16 protein-coding genes are annotated in these 15,778 nt (G+C 41.8%); 1 reads left to right on the forward strand and 15 read right to left on the reverse strand.

What is annotated here, in order from left to right:
- Window positions 1-21: 21 nt before the first annotated feature.
- From LC036_RS10495 to LC036_RS10525, 7 genes are all read right to left on the reverse strand, one after another.
- Window positions 22-1,680 carry a b(o/a)3-type cytochrome-c oxidase subunit 1 gene (locus tag LC036_RS10495; protein WP_226581886.1) on the reverse strand — a complete coding sequence of 553 codons (1,659 nt, stop codon included), beginning with the start codon at window positions 1,678-1,680 and terminating at the stop codon, window positions 22-24.
- The gene (locus tag LC036_RS10500; RefSeq protein WP_226581888.1) at window positions 1,677-2,150 is read right to left on the reverse strand and encodes a cytochrome c oxidase subunit II; all 474 of its coding nucleotides are present in this window, start codon (window positions 2,148-2,150) and stop codon (window positions 1,677-1,679) included. The genes LC036_RS10495 and LC036_RS10500 overlap by 4 nt, the downstream gene beginning before the upstream one ends.
- 12 nt (window positions 2,151-2,162) lie before the next feature.
- Window positions 2,163-2,285 (reverse strand): cytochrome C oxidase subunit II, encoded by a 123-nt coding sequence (locus LC036_RS10505; RefSeq protein ID WP_226581891.1) that lies wholly within the window; start codon window positions 2,283-2,285, stop codon window positions 2,163-2,165.
- Between the two features lie 183 nt (window positions 2,286-2,468).
- On the reverse strand, window positions 2,469-3,806 hold the full coding sequence (locus LC036_RS10510) for a PAS domain S-box protein (protein ID WP_226581894.1): 1,338 nt from the start codon (window positions 3,804-3,806) through the stop codon (window positions 2,469-2,471).
- On the reverse strand, window positions 3,806-4,234 hold the full coding sequence (locus LC036_RS10515; RefSeq protein ID WP_226581897.1) for a GAF domain-containing protein: 429 nt from the start codon (window positions 4,232-4,234) through the stop codon (window positions 3,806-3,808). The genes LC036_RS10510 and LC036_RS10515 overlap by 1 nt, the downstream gene beginning before the upstream one ends.
- A gap of 12 nt (window positions 4,235-4,246) precedes the next feature.
- A complete protein-coding gene (locus LC036_RS10520; RefSeq protein WP_264188234.1) occupies window positions 4,247-4,903 on the reverse strand; it encodes a response regulator transcription factor in 657 nt (218 codons plus the stop codon).
- Complete coding sequence (locus LC036_RS10525) at window positions 4,900-5,487, reverse strand: hypothetical protein (RefSeq protein ID WP_226581900.1); 588 nt, start codon at window positions 5,485-5,487, stop codon at window positions 4,900-4,902. Before LC036_RS10525 ends, LC036_RS10520 begins: the two co-directional genes overlap by 4 nt.
- Window positions 5,488-5,624: 137 nt before the next feature.
- Here LC036_RS10525 and LC036_RS10530 point away from each other — a divergent pair, with 137 nt between their 5' ends.
- Window positions 5,625-5,873 carry a DNA alkylation repair protein gene (locus LC036_RS10530; protein ID WP_226581903.1) on the forward strand — a complete coding sequence of 83 codons (249 nt, stop codon included), beginning with the start codon at window positions 5,625-5,627 and terminating at the stop codon, window positions 5,871-5,873.
- Between the two features lie 175 nt (window positions 5,874-6,048).
- Here LC036_RS10530 and LC036_RS10535 read toward each other — a convergent pair whose 3' ends face one another.
- The 8 genes from LC036_RS10535 to LC036_RS10570 all read right to left on the reverse strand — a co-directional run bounded on the left by LC036_RS10535 (window position 6,049) and on the right by LC036_RS10570 (window position 15,703).
- Window positions 6,049-6,636 (reverse strand): hypothetical protein, encoded by a 588-nt coding sequence (locus tag LC036_RS10535; protein WP_226581906.1) that lies wholly within the window; start codon window positions 6,634-6,636, stop codon window positions 6,049-6,051.
- A gap of 10 nt (window positions 6,637-6,646) precedes the next feature.
- Window positions 6,647-7,834, reverse strand: coding sequence for a ParM/StbA family protein (locus LC036_RS10540; protein WP_226581909.1), 1,188 nt, complete (start codon window positions 7,832-7,834; stop codon window positions 6,647-6,649).
- Window positions 7,835-8,618: 784 nt separating this feature from the next.
- A complete protein-coding gene (locus LC036_RS10545; protein ID WP_226581912.1) occupies window positions 8,619-9,584 on the reverse strand; it encodes a S8 family peptidase in 966 nt (321 codons plus the stop codon).
- A gap of 771 nt (window positions 9,585-10,355) precedes the next feature.
- Window positions 10,356-11,714 (reverse strand): murein hydrolase activator EnvC family protein, encoded by a 1,359-nt coding sequence (locus LC036_RS10550; RefSeq protein WP_226581914.1) that lies wholly within the window; start codon window positions 11,712-11,714, stop codon window positions 10,356-10,358.
- A gap of 48 nt (window positions 11,715-11,762) precedes the next feature.
- Window positions 11,763-12,656: a permease-like cell division protein FtsX gene (ftsX, locus tag LC036_RS10555; protein WP_226581917.1), complete on the reverse strand. Its 894-nt coding sequence runs from the start codon at window positions 12,654-12,656 to the stop codon at window positions 11,763-11,765.
- A 398-nt stretch (window positions 12,657-13,054) separates the two neighbouring features.
- Window positions 13,055-13,336 carry a hypothetical protein gene (locus tag LC036_RS10560; protein WP_226581920.1) on the reverse strand — a complete coding sequence of 94 codons (282 nt, stop codon included), beginning with the start codon at window positions 13,334-13,336 and terminating at the stop codon, window positions 13,055-13,057.
- Window positions 13,337-13,395: 59 nt separating this feature from the next.
- Window positions 13,396-14,106 carry an aspartate/glutamate racemase family protein gene (locus tag LC036_RS10565; protein ID WP_226581923.1) on the reverse strand — a complete coding sequence of 237 codons (711 nt, stop codon included), beginning with the start codon at window positions 14,104-14,106 and terminating at the stop codon, window positions 13,396-13,398.
- Window positions 14,107-14,155: 49 nt separating this feature from the next.
- The gene (locus LC036_RS10570) at window positions 14,156-15,703 is read right to left on the reverse strand and encodes a Mur ligase family protein (RefSeq protein ID WP_226581925.1); all 1,548 of its coding nucleotides are present in this window, start codon (window positions 15,701-15,703) and stop codon (window positions 14,156-14,158) included.
- Window positions 15,704-15,778: the final 75 nt, after the last annotated feature.

Below are 15,778 nucleotides of genomic sequence, written 5' to 3' on the forward strand. Positions count from 1 at the left end.
AGGTCATGCCACTCTCCTCCTTTACCACGTTTGAAAACGACCTGATCCCGGCGGGGCGTGTTGTATCAAATCCGTCAGCGGAATAGTATAAGCGACAGCGATAAGAACAAAGGCAATGGCTATCCATATTTTCCAGTTCTCCAGAAATGTGGGTGTCGCTGATGAATCACTCGCAGCAATTGGAAAACTCTCAAGGTTTTCACCCTTACTTACCGGTGCGAACCACCACAGCTGAACGACAATAAAAACCAAGAGGACAGCCGACAAGAAAAGGATGGACCCACCGACAGCCATCGTCACATGATTGGACAAGACTCCATCAAACCAGGCAAGTGCGTCTTCGTGCGCATACCCTGTGTAAGCCGTTCGACGCGGCGCACCCAGCAGTCCCAAAAGATGCTGGGCTGTGCTCATAAGAATCATACCGATTGACCATGTAATGATCTGAATAAACGCCAGCCTTTGCAAAGATTTAGTAAATACCCGTCCAGTTAGATAGGGAACCAGCCAGAATGTAAGGCCGAAAAATGTCATAGCAACAGGAGTACCTACTGTAATATGAAAGTGGCCGACAACCCAGAGTGTATTGTGAATAACCTCATTCATTTGAAAACTAGCGTTAATTATTCCTCCTGCTCCCCCGGGTATGAAAAAAGCCATGGCAATGAAAATAGACGTAAAACGCACATCCTTCCATGGCAGTTTTCTAAACCAGCCAAATAATCCCCTGCCCCCTAATTCACGCCCCCGGACTTCGAAGGTTGCAAACATGGAGAAGGCAGTCATAAGTGAAGGTATGATGACCATAAACGTTAATACCGTCTGCAGAAACTTCCAAAAACTTGTGATGCCAGGCTCTGTTAATTGGTGGTGAAACCCAACAGGGATTGAAAACAAAATAAATAGGACGAATGATAACCGGGCCAGAGAATCACTGAATACACGCCCTCCAATAATCTTCGGCACAACCACATACCAGGCCATGTAGGCAGGAAGCAGCCAGAAATAAACAAGCGGATGACCGAAATACCAGAATAACGAACGACTCAACTCTACATTAATTCCATCCGTAATCCCGAATGCCCACGGGATGAATTGAAATAATACAGCTGCAACGACACCCAGGCACGCAATGACCCAAAGGATAATAGTAGCTACGGTCATGAAAGCAAATAACGGACTTAGCTCTCCCTTATGCTCCCTTCTCCAAACCCAATAGTGACCAACCAAAGCGAATCCCTGCACCCATGTACCAATTACAAATAAAGCTAATCCCACATAGAACAGGCCATGGGCTTGAAGAGGGGCATAAAACGTATATAAAACCGAGGCCTGCCCCGCAAGAATCATGATGACAACGAGCAAGGTCCCGAGTGAGGTGATGGCATAACCCACCCAGCTCCAACGAAGAACTTTACCCCCGAAGCTGCCAATTGTCCTGCTCATACCAGCTTGAAAGAAACCAAAAATGAAAAAGGTTGTAAACACAATCGCCAGCAGTAGACCATGGGCCGTCAACACTTGATAATAATCCAGCCAACCAGGCAGAGTCAGGGCATCGTTACGAATAAATACCTGGAGCAATCCACACAGCGTACCAATTAAAAAGGCGCTGTACGCAAAGCCGATGTTAGCCAGAGCAAGCTTTCTTTCTCCATTACCAATCTGTATGCTCTTCATTTCTCAACCACCTCCACTTCCGTACTCATAAAATGGTGACCAGAACCACAATATTCATTGCATACAACCAAATACGTCCCTGGTTCATCAAACGTATGAGCTTTATGATTCACCTGACCCGGTACGACCATCATATTGACATTTGTGCCCACAATAGAAAAACTGTGAACAACGTCTTCACTAGTAGCGGTGAAAGTGACCTGCTCTCCTGCCGGTACTTGAATTTTACCCGGATCGTAACCAAAAGCCTGGGCAATCATGACAACCTCATAGGTCCCATCTTCTTTCTGACGTAATCCGGTTTGATTAAACGGTGCAGTTTCTCTTACCTTTTCAGGGTCGACGCGCATATGTCCACCCGAGGGGGTATGTCCCTGATGAAAAGCACTGACTCCAACCACAGATAAAAATAATACGAGTGCAGCTATACCGAATACCAGCCATATCTTTTCAAATTTGTGCAAATGCATAAGGCTCCCCTCCTACAGGCGGTTGATATATAAAAAATAAACACTTACCCACATCACGATGATGACGAACCCAACAGCCATAACGCTGACAAATGTTCCTTTTAAGTTCGGTTGCGATGTTCGTTCTTTTTTCATTCCTCTGCCCCCTGACTCTTTATGAATCTACTTATATTTTACTGAAGAACATGGGCAGAAAAGTATTGGGGAATCCCCTCAAATTGGTAATAAAAGTCCCCGATTCATAGAATTTAAGTAATTTTCATTCCTACAACGTGCCTTCCTTTTCTTTTAGACACAAAAAAAGAAGCTTGATTGAAATCAAGCTTCTAAAGGGACCCTCACTTCTACTTTCGTTCCTTTATTTTTTGAAGATGTAATGCTTAAAGTGCCGCCGACAGCACGCGCCCTCTCTTCCATGCTGAAAAGTCCGACACCTTTTCGTTCAGCTTCTGTTGAAAAGCCTGCTCCATTATCTGAAATGGTTACATCCAACACACTTTCTCGTTCCTTCATCAGGACAGACGCCTTATGAACCCCGGCGTACTTCCGAATATTCGTTAATGATTCCTGAATGATACGATAAATATTGGTTTCTATATCAGATGAAAGCCGGGTTTTAATATCTGCCTGAAAATTTATTTCAAAAGAATAGGACCGCTCCATCCGGTTGATAAAGGAACGAATCGCAGGTAAAAGGCCAAGTTCATCAAGCGCTGATGGTCTAAGCTCCCAGGACATATCTCTGACGTTTTGAATCAGCGTACTGATCTCCTCCTTCACCTGGTGAATGAGAGGGTGATTGACGTCTTTTTCAAGGCGGTGCATGCTGATCAACAAACTATAGAGTTCCTGCCCTATTCCATCATGCAGTTCTCTTGATACATCCTTCCTTTCATTTTCCTGCACATTAATTAAACGGGTCATCATATGCTGCAATTGCTGCTCGACACGTTTCCGCTCTGTAATTTCATTTCTTATCGCCAGATATTGATAAGGTTTCCCCTTCTCATTTAAAAAGGGGACAATCGTTGTATCCACCCAGTAATAAGACCCATCTTTGGCCCGATTCCGCACTTCACCCTTCCAGACGTTCCCTGTTCCAATAGTCCGCCATAAGTCTTTAAAAAACGCTCTGGAATGGTAACCAGAATTTAAGAGCTTATGATCTCGTCCTATCAGCTCTTCTACTCCATACTGAGATATCTCTGAGAATTTCTTATTGACGTAACGAATAACACCACGCTGATCCGTAACCGCTACAATCGACGACTCATCCAGAGCGTATTTAATGTCCAGCAGTTCCTTCAGCGGCTCATACGTATGACGATCCAGTGTACTTCTTTCATAGAGGTTATGGATGCTGATGAAATAACATGGTTCTTCCCCTTGTAAAGAATCATGAATGACTAAAAAAACAGGATGAGGACTCCCACCTTGCGGGGTGATATAATGCTGAAGCAGAATGCCTTTATCACATCGATGCAGATCTTCTGTGGTTAGATGTAAAAAAAGATCATCAAGGACCACATCCGTGTGACTTAAGTGAAAGATGTTTCTTGCTTTATCATTAAGATCTAAGATTTCTCCGTTTTCTTTTACAACTATAAATCCTTCCTGTCTTTGAGACAGGACCGATATTGAAGATCCTTCCTCCATCATATGACCTCCCTTTCTTTCAAATACTTCATCAGATTCTGCACATGGTGCCGGTATTCCATAGAGGATGGCAGAGGGTGTGGCTGACGATAGCCGATAAGCAGGACCGCTCCCAGCACATTCGAAGTAGGAACTGGCAGGGCCGCAAATGCTTTTAATTTTTCAGCTAGTACAATCGGGTATTCATGAAGGGGATTCGGCAGCGTTTCTACATCATTACATAAAAAAGGAGCCCCTGTCTGTATGACTTTTCCGGCAACCCCTTTTCCATATGATATATACATTCTTGTATATTTATCGTTCAACGGCTGATCCGCAAACGTCCACACGATATTCATGGAAGCGGGAATATACTCTGCAATAGCAATTAAAGATGCATCAAAGGATATGGACATTTCCCTTACCATTTCCTCGAGTGTTTGTGCCACCCTGTCTGCCTCCTATCTTGAATAACCAATCAACCCTTTCTTCCAGGCGTACTCGACAAGTTCTGGCCTGGTTTTCATATGGAGCTTTTCCATCACTTTTGCCTTATGCGCTTCTACGGTCTTCACGCTGATCACGAGCTTTTCAGCCACCTCTTTGTTGGCATACCCTTTGGCTACTAATGCAAGAACTTCCCTTTCTCTGTCTGTCAACAGACGGTAGGTGTCCCCTTTATTTCCCTGCTTAGTTTTGTTCATATAGTCTTCCATCAGGCGCTTTGTTGCAGATGGATATAGGTAGGCATCCCCGCCGGCTACTTGCCGGATCGCTTTCACAAGTTCCTCATGTGGAGCATTCTTCAATATGCACCCGGAAGCTCCCAGTTCAATGGCTCTGAAGAGATACTCCTCATCATCATGCATCGTCAAAATTAAAATCTGAGTATCAGGATATTGTTTTTTTATTTCCGAAGTAGCTGATAAGCCGTCTTTGCCATGCGGCATTGATAAATCCATTAAAACAACCTGTGGACACTTCTCACTGACCTGTTCATACGCTTCATCTCCCTCTGAAGCTTCTCCTACGACGGCAAAATCATCAATGGAGTCTAATAGCATCGTTAAACCAGATCGTACGACCGCATGATCGTCCACTATCACTATCGAAATCATTCCATCCCCTCCTTTGCAAGCGTCCATCTCCATAAGTTACCCCTTCTTTGATGATGCAGCACCATATTGGTTTCTTTCTGCAAAATTTGCAGTAATTCCTTCTGTCTCATAGGGAAATGCAGGCGATCAGAGAAAAAAATAAAGATGATATGATCTTCGTTGGTTCGAACTTCCACTCCTGTTGTATCTGCCTCTTCGATAATCATCTGGATAATCAGTTGAAGGATGCGAAAGACCAATAGATTATGGGATTCGCCTGCAACAGGAAACATCCCCTCTTTATGAAGGATGACCGGCACTCCAAATCGCTTCTCGACTTCCTGTATATAGCGTTTAAAAGCAGGCCATGCACCGTACGGCCTTAACGAAAGAGGTGTGACCTCATTGGATATTCCCTTCATGTCGTCCACGATATGGGAAATTAGTTCTTTAAGCCGGGAGAGATCCTCTTCTTTTCTTAATAGGTGAATCATTCCAGTTAACAGGTGACTATATCGTTCGTGCAGGTCATAAGAAAGGGTATATAGCTTTTCTTCATAGAATTGGGAGATTAATTCTACAGGGGCCGTTGTTCTCGGTTTCATCCTCTTCCACCTCTCTAAAAGGGATTCTTATATTCATCATACCCCCTCTTCTCCAGGTTTGATATTAGGGCATTCCCCGATTTTCCAACATTCATAAATAAAGGATAAATGGGGAAAGTATGTATGGAGGTGAATCGATGCAGCCTTATTTATGTCCCGGTTGTAAAACAAACCGTTCACGCTTTAATTTAATTGAACAGCAGCCTACCCCGATTAAAATGAACCCTAAAACAGGCGAAGTGGATAACAGCTATTCCATGGAAAACATGGACCCTTTTCATATGGCTTATAAAGGGCCGGAAGTAAAAGTGCAGTGCGGAGCTTGTGGATTAATTGAAGATGAAAAGTCTTTCATTGCCTTTGCTGAACATAATCGTCTGGAATAACCCTCCGCTTTTAGGCAGAGGGTTTTTTATGGCGTTCATTTTCTAGAAATTCAATATGGATCAGCAGCGGAGTCCGATAAATTTCTGTTTCTATTATGGGAAAAATCACTTGAAGGCCACGAAAAATCCAGACATATAAAAATAAGCCCTCTCCGCTTATTCGGGGGGCTTATTTTCATCGGTTCATTCTTGAAAAGAAATCTCCGAGCATATCTTCATCTTCTTCCTCTTTATCGTCTACACTCACTTGTTCCTGCAGATCTTCCTGGATATTATCCAGGCTTAAATCATCCAGGTCAGAATCATCCTCAAGATCGAGCGTTGTCTCAGGCATTACGTTCTTTTCCTCGATGCTTTCTTCCATTTCCTCTTCACTTGCAGCAGTTTCTTCCTGCAAGTACAAAGCTTCTTCAATATCAATGGAATTGCTGTTCATAGATGCAAGAAGCGTAGTCGCACGGACAGGATCCATCATCAATTGATATAAGATACTTCCAATAAGTGCCTCTGAGTGCTCGTGTTTGATCCAATTACGCTGTTCCTTCGTTAACGCCTTTGGTAAAGGCACGGTAACTGTTTCTTTATCTTTCGTCAGAGATTCGTTTACTCCGTCTAAAACGAATTGTGCAATCCTGCTCGAGAAGTTCCTGCGTTCGTTTTCCTTTAGTTCGGATAGCTGCTTTAGTAAATGATCAGGTGTGTCCGAGGGGACACGGAAAGTAATCGATTGTCCCCTCTCCACACTTTTTCTAGATGAACTCATCTATCTCACCTTACTTTGATGATCCGGATTTTTGTTCAACTTTTTTATTTGATTTGTCATTTACTCTGGCATTTTTACGAACGAAGTCAGAAATGAGTTTGTAATAAGCGTTGGCCATCATCCAAATGCTCTCTTCTTCATCCTCGAAAAATTCAATGTTGAAGCCATCCAGCTTGTTATTCAAGGTCTTAATGTAATCTTTTAATACTGCGGATCCACCGCCCACAAAGTAGCAGATTTCTGACTGAGAATTCTTCTGCCAGACATTTCTCAAGAAGCGGTACTGTTTTTTCGCCAATTCAAGTAGAATGCGATCCGTTATATCATGGACGTTTGTACGACTACCGCGGACCATAATATGATGACGGTCATTTTTGCGCGTAATGATATCGACTACATCTCGTCGGCTGTCCAATTCAACGCCATGCTTAGTCAAGATTTCATCCCGGATCATCTCTAAAGATTCTGATACACCAAGATTAAAACCTTGGGCTTTATCATCATCTACATTGCGGTTGCGAATAACCGCGATATCTGTAGAAAGACCGCCAATATCCTGGATTAAAATCTGCTTGTCCACCAATTCCTTGTTGATAATGTTCAAGTCATTATCCATTACAAGATTGACATAAGCTGCAAATCCTTCAGGATACACTTTCACTTCGTCAAACTTTAAGTTAACTTTCATTCCCTGATACTTCGGTGTTACTAAAAATTCAACCTGGTGTACGGAACCGAGCAGCTGAGAACGGTAGCCTACATCTTTACCTTCTTTCACTTCGCGTAAAGGAAGCCCTGTACCTAGTGTGTAATTGGCTTCCACCACATTGTTCTTAGCAGACTGGGCATCTCTTCCTGTCACAGCGTCCATAGCTAAAGAAGCAAACAACATAATTAATGTTTGGTCTTCCTCTGATTTATAACTGCCAGGGTCTAATTCCGTTGAGTTTGTTGCTTTTGTAGCAAGATTACCTACACGATAAATGGCGTTATTCTCTCTTAGTGCTGGAGAATGCACTCGAATATGTAGATTATCGAGTGGGTTTTTATCATCTAAATCTTCAATACCAATGACCGGACGGTCCTCAAGATCACGAGCGATTACATTCGGGATATATAAAGAAGATTCTAACTTTCCGAAATTTGCCTTTACAGCATCATTACCTACATCTACAGCTGCAATTCTAGAATTCGTCATATAAAACAGCTCTCCTTTTAAATTTAATAGACTTGACCTCTCCTTATTAAAACTTATTAAACTATCAGAAAATAGTCAATCCTCCTTTTTACGTGTTCATAAATGCACACAAGAGTACAACTACGAATACATGCATTCAATTATGTATACATATATACAAATTTGCACACATCCCTCCAAATCAACATGCGTGCGCTTTTGTGTACATGTTTGCATATTTGTTTACAAGTAAACGCTATTGCACACAATAAGAATACTTTTTGTATGCATGTATACGTAAATGTATACATAGCAAATAAACCTAAAATTTTACAATATTATGGACAAAATAGCGGGCTTAGTTTTGTACCACTTTTCTATAAGCCGGTCTTAGTTTCATAATGAAATGAAAAAAGTAACGAAATACTTCTATGTATTTCAAAATGTATACATAATAACAAACTGACGTCTTAGTAGAAGGGTCTGAAAAAGATGAGTCTTTAGGACAACCATAACTGTGTGATTTACTTAAATAGCGATTCTAAGGAAAGTAGACTCAGGTAGAATATTGGTTTAGACCGTTAAGGTGAAATGCACCTCCCCTCCCCTACTTTGAGGTATGCTGTTCTGTTTAAAATGAGGGAGAGGTCAAGGGGAGGACTAAAAAGTCTACCAGTATCACTATATTTAACCTCAACTCTCTATTTATTTATGATTTTTCGTATAAACCAATCTGTCTTCAGTGAAAGAAACAAAAAAAACTGGATGGCTGTGTTCACCATCCAGGCCTTTCAACTATAATTTATTAAGTCTTGGTATACGTGCTGAATAACTCTTCTAATTTCTTTGTTAAAGCCAAGGTCATTAATCCGTTTCCTTCGGCTCGTTTAGAGTACCCCAAAGGAGTCGTTCGCTTAATTAATTGAGAGAATATTTCAGATTCAGTCATTGATCTTTCAAACTGTTTTTCCACAAGGGGGATAATCAGTGCCAGCCCTCCTGATACATGTGGTGTAGCCATAGATGTGCCCGAGAGCCTGGCATACTTCCCTTCCAAATAGGTGGAAAGGATATCAACACCTGGAGCAACTAAGTCAATTTGATTATTTGTATTTGTAAAGTCAGCCAAACGCCGTTGATGATCGACAGCCCCAACCTGAATGACTTCGTTATAGGCACCTGGATAGGCGTATTCCGGCGTTTCTTCCCTGCCATCGCCTTCATTACCTGCTGCACAAACCACAGATATATTCTCTCCAATCGCGTTTTTAATGGCAGTGCGGAGATCCTCTGAATCTTCTGGTCCACCAAGAGACATAGATATGATGCGGACCTTTTCCCCGTCAGGACCTTGCCACTGTGCAGCATATTGAATAGCTTCCACAATCCACTCGTAATTCCCACTCCCCTCTTCTGAGAGGACTTTAAGTATAAGGAGCTGTGCTTGAGGTGCCACCCCTATTACACCTTTTCCATTCTCTATAGCAGCAATTGTTCCTGCAACGTGTGTTCCGTGTCCGTTATTATCGTTGTAATTATCTGGATCACTTCCATAATCATCAGTAAAATTCCTACCGCCTATAATGTTATTCTTCAGCTCAGGGTGATCCATATGACACCCCGTATCGATAATGGCTACGACGCTCCCCTTCCCCTGATCGGCCTCCTCCCATAAACGCTCGGCCTCTACCATTTGTACTCCTTTAGGAAGCTCGTTTGTTGTATCCAGAATAGCTTCTGTACGATAGGGAATCAATTTCATTTCGCTCATTTTTCCGCCTCCTCAACGTCTTAATATAGAGTTTGTTAGAAGTCTGATCGTGCAGCGGATCTCCTTTAATTATAACATCAACTATTTCCAACCTTTTCAATCTAGTGGAAATGAGGACCAACTTATTACAAACTCCTATATTCCTTCTCTACCCTCAAAAAATGTTAGATATGTATGGCGTTATACCTATTAATGATAAATATAGAATACGAATTACAGCAGGATTCATTGGACAGGAGATTCATTTCTTTCAGGAGCGAAGGTATCCGGTCCTATATAGATCTACGTGAGTTCTCTTATTCTTTATAAAGAACATAAGTGTTTAGTTTCTAGGTAAAAACAACTATAATAAGTTTATACATTCTTCATAGAGAACGATATTATTAGTAAAGGATGAGATGAAAATGATTAAAAAGATTTGTCACAAATGTCATAGACCCTCTTTCAGTTCCAACACCTATCATGGCTGGCTTTGTCCTTTATGCAAAGAAGATTTAACAACTGCTCCTCCTTTACCAGCCCATATAAAGACCCCAAGATCATTTGTCATTAAACAGTACCTGAATCAATGCTCCGCGCATAATCTACCATAGGATAGGCAGAGTACTAAAACGATTAAAAGCCAGCAGAAGGACCTTTAAAAGCAATTTAACGGTGCTTATCACACGTTCATACACATCCCTCCGGCTTGATGATAAAACTTAAATTAAACGCATATAGATAGAAAAAGACCCCTATCCAATTGGATAGGGGTCTTTTACGAGCATCATATTAAGGCAGGTATTTTCTAGGGTTTACAGAATTTGAACGACTTCCATTCCAAGAACCTTCGTGGATTTCAAAATGAAGGTGCTGTCCGGTAGAGTCACCTGTGGTTCCCATATTTCCTAAGAACTGTCCTTGAGAGACTGTTTGTCCCGCAGAAACTGCTGGTGTACTTCTCATGTGTGCATAAAGTGTAGTGAATCTTTGTCCATTTATTTGGTGAGAAATAAAGACAACATTACCATAGCTTGAGGAGTAGTAAGCACGGATGACTGTTCCATCGGCTGCAGCGTGAATCGGGATTGTTCCACCGGCCGCGAGGTCAATACCAGAGTGCAGTCTCTTCGTTCCATATATCGGGTGCGTACGGTAGCCATACTCAGAAGTTGCTGAAACGTTAGCCGGCCAGCTGAATAACGCTCCACTGCTTTTCGGAGCTGACTGGCTTACAGTATTCGAGCTGGAACTGCTGCTTTCATTTGAACTGCTTGAAGAGCTTTCTGAGCTTGAATTATCAGCCGCAGCTTTTTCTTTTGCTGCTTGTGCTGCTGCCGCTTTTCTTTTAGCCTCTTCCTCAGCTTTTCTCTTACGTTCAAGTTCAAGCTGACGTTGACGCTCAATTTCTTTTTGAATGGCAGCTTCCTGAGCCGCCAGAGTAGCCTGCTCTTCTTCCACACTAATCATGTGATTATGAGCTTCCGCCTCTGCTTGCTCCAGACTTTCCATCAATTGATTTTTTTCCTGCTTTTTATTTTCCAGTTCTGCTTTTAAAGCTTCTAGTTCAGCCAGTTTATCTTCTAAAGAGGCCAGCTCTTCTTCAACTTCGGCTTTCTTAGCTTCAACGGCCTTTTTATCAGCAAGATGCTGCTCAAGAATTTCTTTATCCTGAGTGGCAATGGTATTTAAACTCATGACACGTTCCAGGAAATTGCCAAAACTTTCAGCACCCATGAGTACATCAAGATAATCAACGGCTCCACCATTCTGGTGCATTGATTTCACGCGATCTTTCAAAAGTTCATCACGTTCAGCAATTCTTTTTTCAAGTTCTTCAATTTCTACTTTTAACTGCTCAATATTTTCTCTAGTCTGAGCAATCTCTGCTTCTTTAGTTTGGATCTTATCCAACGCTTCCATTGTCTGCTGGTCTAAGCGGGCAATTTCTGCATCTACGCGATCCTGGTCTTTCTTAAGCTCTTCAATTTCTTTTTGCTTTTGTTGAATTTCCTGTTCATTTTCAGACTGCTCTTCCCGATTCTGTTCTAATTTCTCCTGATTTGATTCAGCGTTCACTGAGTTAGAAATAGGTAAACCAGACAGAACGAGGCTCGCAGTAAGAAAAGCTATCATAACTTTTGACTTCACTCTTCTTCCTCCCCCGATTCCTCACCTGTATCTAGTAGATCAATAGATTTAGACTTTTAAATATTTGCGAATAGACGTAAAACTTCCCCAAAGTCCAATTGTGACTCCCATTAGGACAAGGAGAGCGGACACTTCAAAAACAAACGGATAAGCCGGCAGTAAATCTATGAACAGCGTAGGATAACGCGTTGTGATTTCTGTATAAAGATAATCATAGCCGAAGATTAAGAGTGCAATCGGAATTACTGATCCTAAAATACCAATCAGGACCCCTTCAAAAAGGAAAGGCCAGCGAATAAACCAGTTCGTCGCTCCTACCATTTTCATAATTTCAATTTCACGCTTACGGGCGACAATTGTAATTCGGATCGTATTGGCTATTAAAAACATAGCCGTAAATAACAATCCGCCAATGATGGCAAATCCAACATTTCTTGCTACGTCCATCACGCTGAACAGTCGTTCCACTGTTTCTTTGGCATACTCAACCTTTTCAACCGTTTTAAAGTTCTCGATCGATTGAGCTACCTTAATGGTGTCTTCCGGCTGCTCGGTTTTCACGATATATACGTCATTCAAAGGATTCTCATCTTTCAGGGATTCAAAAGCTTCCCCTTCATCCCCAAGACTATCAATAAGATTGTTTAATCCCTCTGTCTTAGATTCAAACTCTACGGTGGAAACATCGGCTAACGCTTCGATTTTCCCTTTTAATTCTTCACGACTGTCCTCATCTGCTGTAATGTCGATGAAGACCCGGACTTCTACGTCCTCTTCTATCTGCTGTCCAATATCATTTAAGTTCAAAAGCAATGCGGCGAACACACCGACAAGTAATAGTGTGACTGTCACAGCCGAGATCGAGGCCACCGACATCCACCTGTTCCTGGTCAGGTTTTTTACGCCTTCTTTACCGTGACGACCAAACGTCTTAAGCTTCATACCTTAGGTCACCCCGGTGGTTCTGTTTTATTTGTTTATCGTTTTGAACGTTTTTCACCCTGGCTGCTGATGCTGGTTTGCGATGATGTCGATCAAACAATTTATATCACTTCCTACTAATCACTCATTTTGTGTCTCTATTTATATGTCGATTATATGTAGTCTTAGTCGTCTGCTTCATTTACCCTACTTATTATAACAAAGATATTCGCTAAATAAAGACAATTTATTATTACATTTTTGTTTCAATTCTTTACAAACCCTTATGATACCTGCATTTCTGTTCGACAAACTTCACGCGTACCCTGTCGTCCAAAGAACCCACCAACCTAATACTTAAGACCTAGAAGAGAATGCAAAAAAAGACAATCCTATATAGGATTGCCTTCCATTGTTTTTTATTTGTTTACTTTTTTCAGGGTTTCAAGTTCGTTCTTCAAACGAATATTTTCCTGCATGAGAGACTCATATTTTTCTGGTCTCTGCTTAACCGGCAGGAGATTAATTTCATACCATGATTTACTTAAAGCATCATTTACTTCGCTGGTGCGTTTCACTCTGGCCTTTGGATAGAAGGCCTTCAAACAGGAGACTTCTTTTTCGGAAAGTCGCAGCTCTCTGAAATACACACCTTCTTTAAATGATTCTGACAAAAACTGTTCAAACTCATTCTTTGTCATGACGCGCACCCCTTCGAAGAAATGATCTACAGTAATATATATGGGGGGTTTTAGACCTTTTATGACTTTTGATAAATGGATTCTTTCACCACTACATTTGCGACCACTTCCATCGGATCGATTAACGGAATAGGAAGGTGGTAAGGTTTCAAGACAAGTCCTATTTCTGTACACCCTGATATAATCAATTCAGCACCATTATCCAACAGTTCCTGTGAAGCTTCCTTCAACAGAGCAAGTGGTTCACCGTCTGTATTTCCGCTCTTAATCCCGTTGTCCCCATAGATCGCCTTCATAACTTTTTCATGTTGAGTGATCGGCGTGGGGTAGATCACTTCAAGGTGATCAAGATACTTTTGGAATAACCCTGTTTCCAACGTGCCTGTTGTTGCAAGCACACCAATCTTCTTAACAGAAGGATAGTGGTCACTGATGAACTTTTTCAATTCCAGAAAAGCATTTAACAGAGGAAATGAAACAGCCTTTTGAACTTCATCTATGAAGTAATGCGCGGTCATACACGGGATACAGGCGACTTCAACATTCACCTTTTCCAAATTTTTAGCAGCATCAATCATATCCGGCACAGGATTTCTTCCTCTTCCTGAAATCGCCTCTGTCCGATCAGGAATCTTTGCATTGCTGTCAATTATGACACGGTAATGATCCTGGTCTTTATGTGCGTTTGTTGCACGGATGATTTTCATATAACACTCAGCTGTAGCTTCAGGCCCCATGCCTCCAAGTATGCCGATGATTTTGTCATTCATTGTAACGCCTCCTTACGAAAGACCGGAACCCTGTGCTGATGATGATGAATTATAGGATCCCCGCTACTCTGTTTTTAAGGGGCTTAAATAATTTCTCTTCATCCATTTCTGGTCTAGTCTTGTTTAACTGTTCTAGTGCAATTTTCGCACCTGGATCCATACCTTGACAACCAGCTAACAGAACAACGTCATCTTCCCCTGCTTCTGAAAGAGCATGGTGAATCGCATCGTCTAATTCTTTATAGAGATCCACTTTTATCCCTGCTTCTTCCATCATTTCCTGAAAGACGCGTAGTTCTTCATCTGTAACCACGTCTTTTTCTGTAACATGTGAATGACTAACGGTCGCTATCACTTCTGTCAGACCAAGCTTTGGTGCCCATTCGACAATAGCTTTCGCATTTTCTCTATTCACAGTTACGCCGCGGCTTCCACGAATCGCATACACCAGTTTTAAATTAGAGTAGTCCATCTGTTGTAACGTGCTGAGCGTAACATTAATATTTCCATAATTGGCAAAGTGATCGTCAAGAATCTTGAAATCATCTTCAAAGACCATTTCAAAACGTCGCTCTACTCCTCCAAAACCTTTCAACCCCTGCTGAATAGTTGAAATAGGAATTTCACTTAATAACCCGGCAGCAACAGCCACCATGGAATTATAAACGGAATGATATCCAGGGGTGGAGAGTTCGATTGCAAATTCCTGCGGTTGGTAAGAAGTTCCTCCCGCCGTAAATGGTTTTCGAATTTCCACTGTAAACTTAGCCCGTCCAGTCGATAAGTCCAAATCCTTGCAGATAAGGTCCCCATCTCCGGTTTCCACACTGAACGTTAACACATGAGCTTTCGTTTCATCTATTAAAGAGGCAGAGTAAGGGTCGTCCAAATTAAGAATAGCCCATTTGTCCTCTCCTGCATTTCGAATCAAACTCGCTTTACTATTGAAATACTCTTCAAAAGAACCGTGCAGATCAATATGCTCACGACTAATATTGTTTAATGTCACAATATCAAAATCCACACTCCCAACACGGTTTAAATCCAGTGCGGAAGATGAGACTTCCATTGTCACATGAGATACATCCTGGTCTCTCATTTGAGCGAAATAGCGGTGCAGGTCCAGCGATTCAGGTGTTGTAAGCTTTGTAGGTTCAGAATAATCGCCATATTTAACGACCACCGTTCCGATCAACCCTGTTTTTAATCCATGCTCCTCGAGAATGGCATCTGTCATAAAGGACGTAGACGTTTTTCCGTTCGTTGCCGTAATTCCTATCGTTTTCATCGACTGAGACGGATGATGGTAGAACGCATCACTAAGAGCCGCGAGTGCCTTACGGCTGTCTTCGACACGGTATTGGGGAAGCGTGTCCCACCCTTCTTGTTGATCTTCAACAATGATAGCTGAAGCGCCGTTTTTAACAGCTTCTGCCACGTAGGTGTGACCGTCTGTCTTGAAACCTTTAATACAGACAAATACGTCGCCCTCATTCACATCTCTTGAATTATAAGCGAGTCCCTGAACATCAAGGTCCTTTTCATTCCAAGCGTCGAGAACGTGGATGGATTTTAGTAAATCATTTAGCTTAGCCATTCTTATCTCTACCTTCCCTGCAATTGTTTTGGCCGAATCTATTTTTTTATTTATTCAATGTCCGTACATAGCCTT

It is taken from the genome of Halobacillus litoralis (assembly GCF_020524025.1).
GTDB lineage: Bacteria > Bacillota > Bacilli > Bacillales > Halobacillaceae > Halobacillus > Halobacillus litoralis_D.

Coding starts and splice junctions, on each gene's coding strand:
- LC036_RS10530 (WP_226581903.1), top strand. CDS start 5,625: ATGCAGCCTTATTTATGTCCCGGTTGTAAAACAAACCGTTCACGCTTT.
- LC036_RS10570 (WP_226581925.1), bottom strand. CDS start 15,703: ATGGCTAAGCTAAATGATTTACTAAAATCCATCCACGTTCTCGACGCT.
- LC036_RS10560 (WP_226581920.1), bottom strand. CDS start 13,336: ATGACAAAGAATGAGTTTGAACAGTTTTTGTCAGAATCATTTAAAGAA.
- LC036_RS10540 (WP_226581909.1), bottom strand. CDS start 7,834: ATGACGAATTCTAGAATTGCAGCTGTAGATGTAGGTAATGATGCTGTA.
- LC036_RS10565 (WP_226581923.1), bottom strand. CDS start 14,106: ATGAATGACAAAATCATCGGCATACTTGGAGGCATGGGGCCTGAAGCT.
- LC036_RS10520 (WP_264188234.1), bottom strand. CDS start 4,903: ATGATTTCGATAGTGATAGTGGACGATCATGCGGTCGTACGATCTGGT.
- ftsX (WP_226581917.1), bottom strand. CDS start 12,656: ATGAAGCTTAAGACGTTTGGTCGTCACGGTAAAGAAGGCGTAAAAAAC.
- LC036_RS10510 (WP_226581894.1), bottom strand. CDS start 3,806: ATGGAGGAAGGATCTTCAATATCGGTCCTGTCTCAAAGACAGGAAGGA.
- LC036_RS10545 (WP_226581912.1), bottom strand. CDS start 9,584: ATGAGCGAAATGAAATTGATTCCCTATCGTACAGAAGCTATTCTGGAT.
- LC036_RS10500 (WP_226581888.1), bottom strand. CDS start 2,150: ATGCATTTGCACAAATTTGAAAAGATATGGCTGGTATTCGGTATAGCT.
- LC036_RS10525 (WP_226581900.1), bottom strand. CDS start 5,487: ATGAAACCGAGAACAACGGCCCCTGTAGAATTAATCTCCCAATTCTAT.
- LC036_RS10505 (WP_226581891.1), bottom strand. CDS start 2,285: ATGAAAAAAGAACGAACATCGCAACCGAACTTAAAAGGAACATTTGTC.
- LC036_RS10495 (WP_226581886.1), bottom strand. CDS start 1,680: ATGAAGAGCATACAGATTGGTAATGGAGAAAGAAAGCTTGCTCTGGCT.
- LC036_RS10535 (WP_226581906.1), bottom strand. CDS start 6,636: ATGAGTTCATCTAGAAAAAGTGTGGAGAGGGGACAATCGATTACTTTC.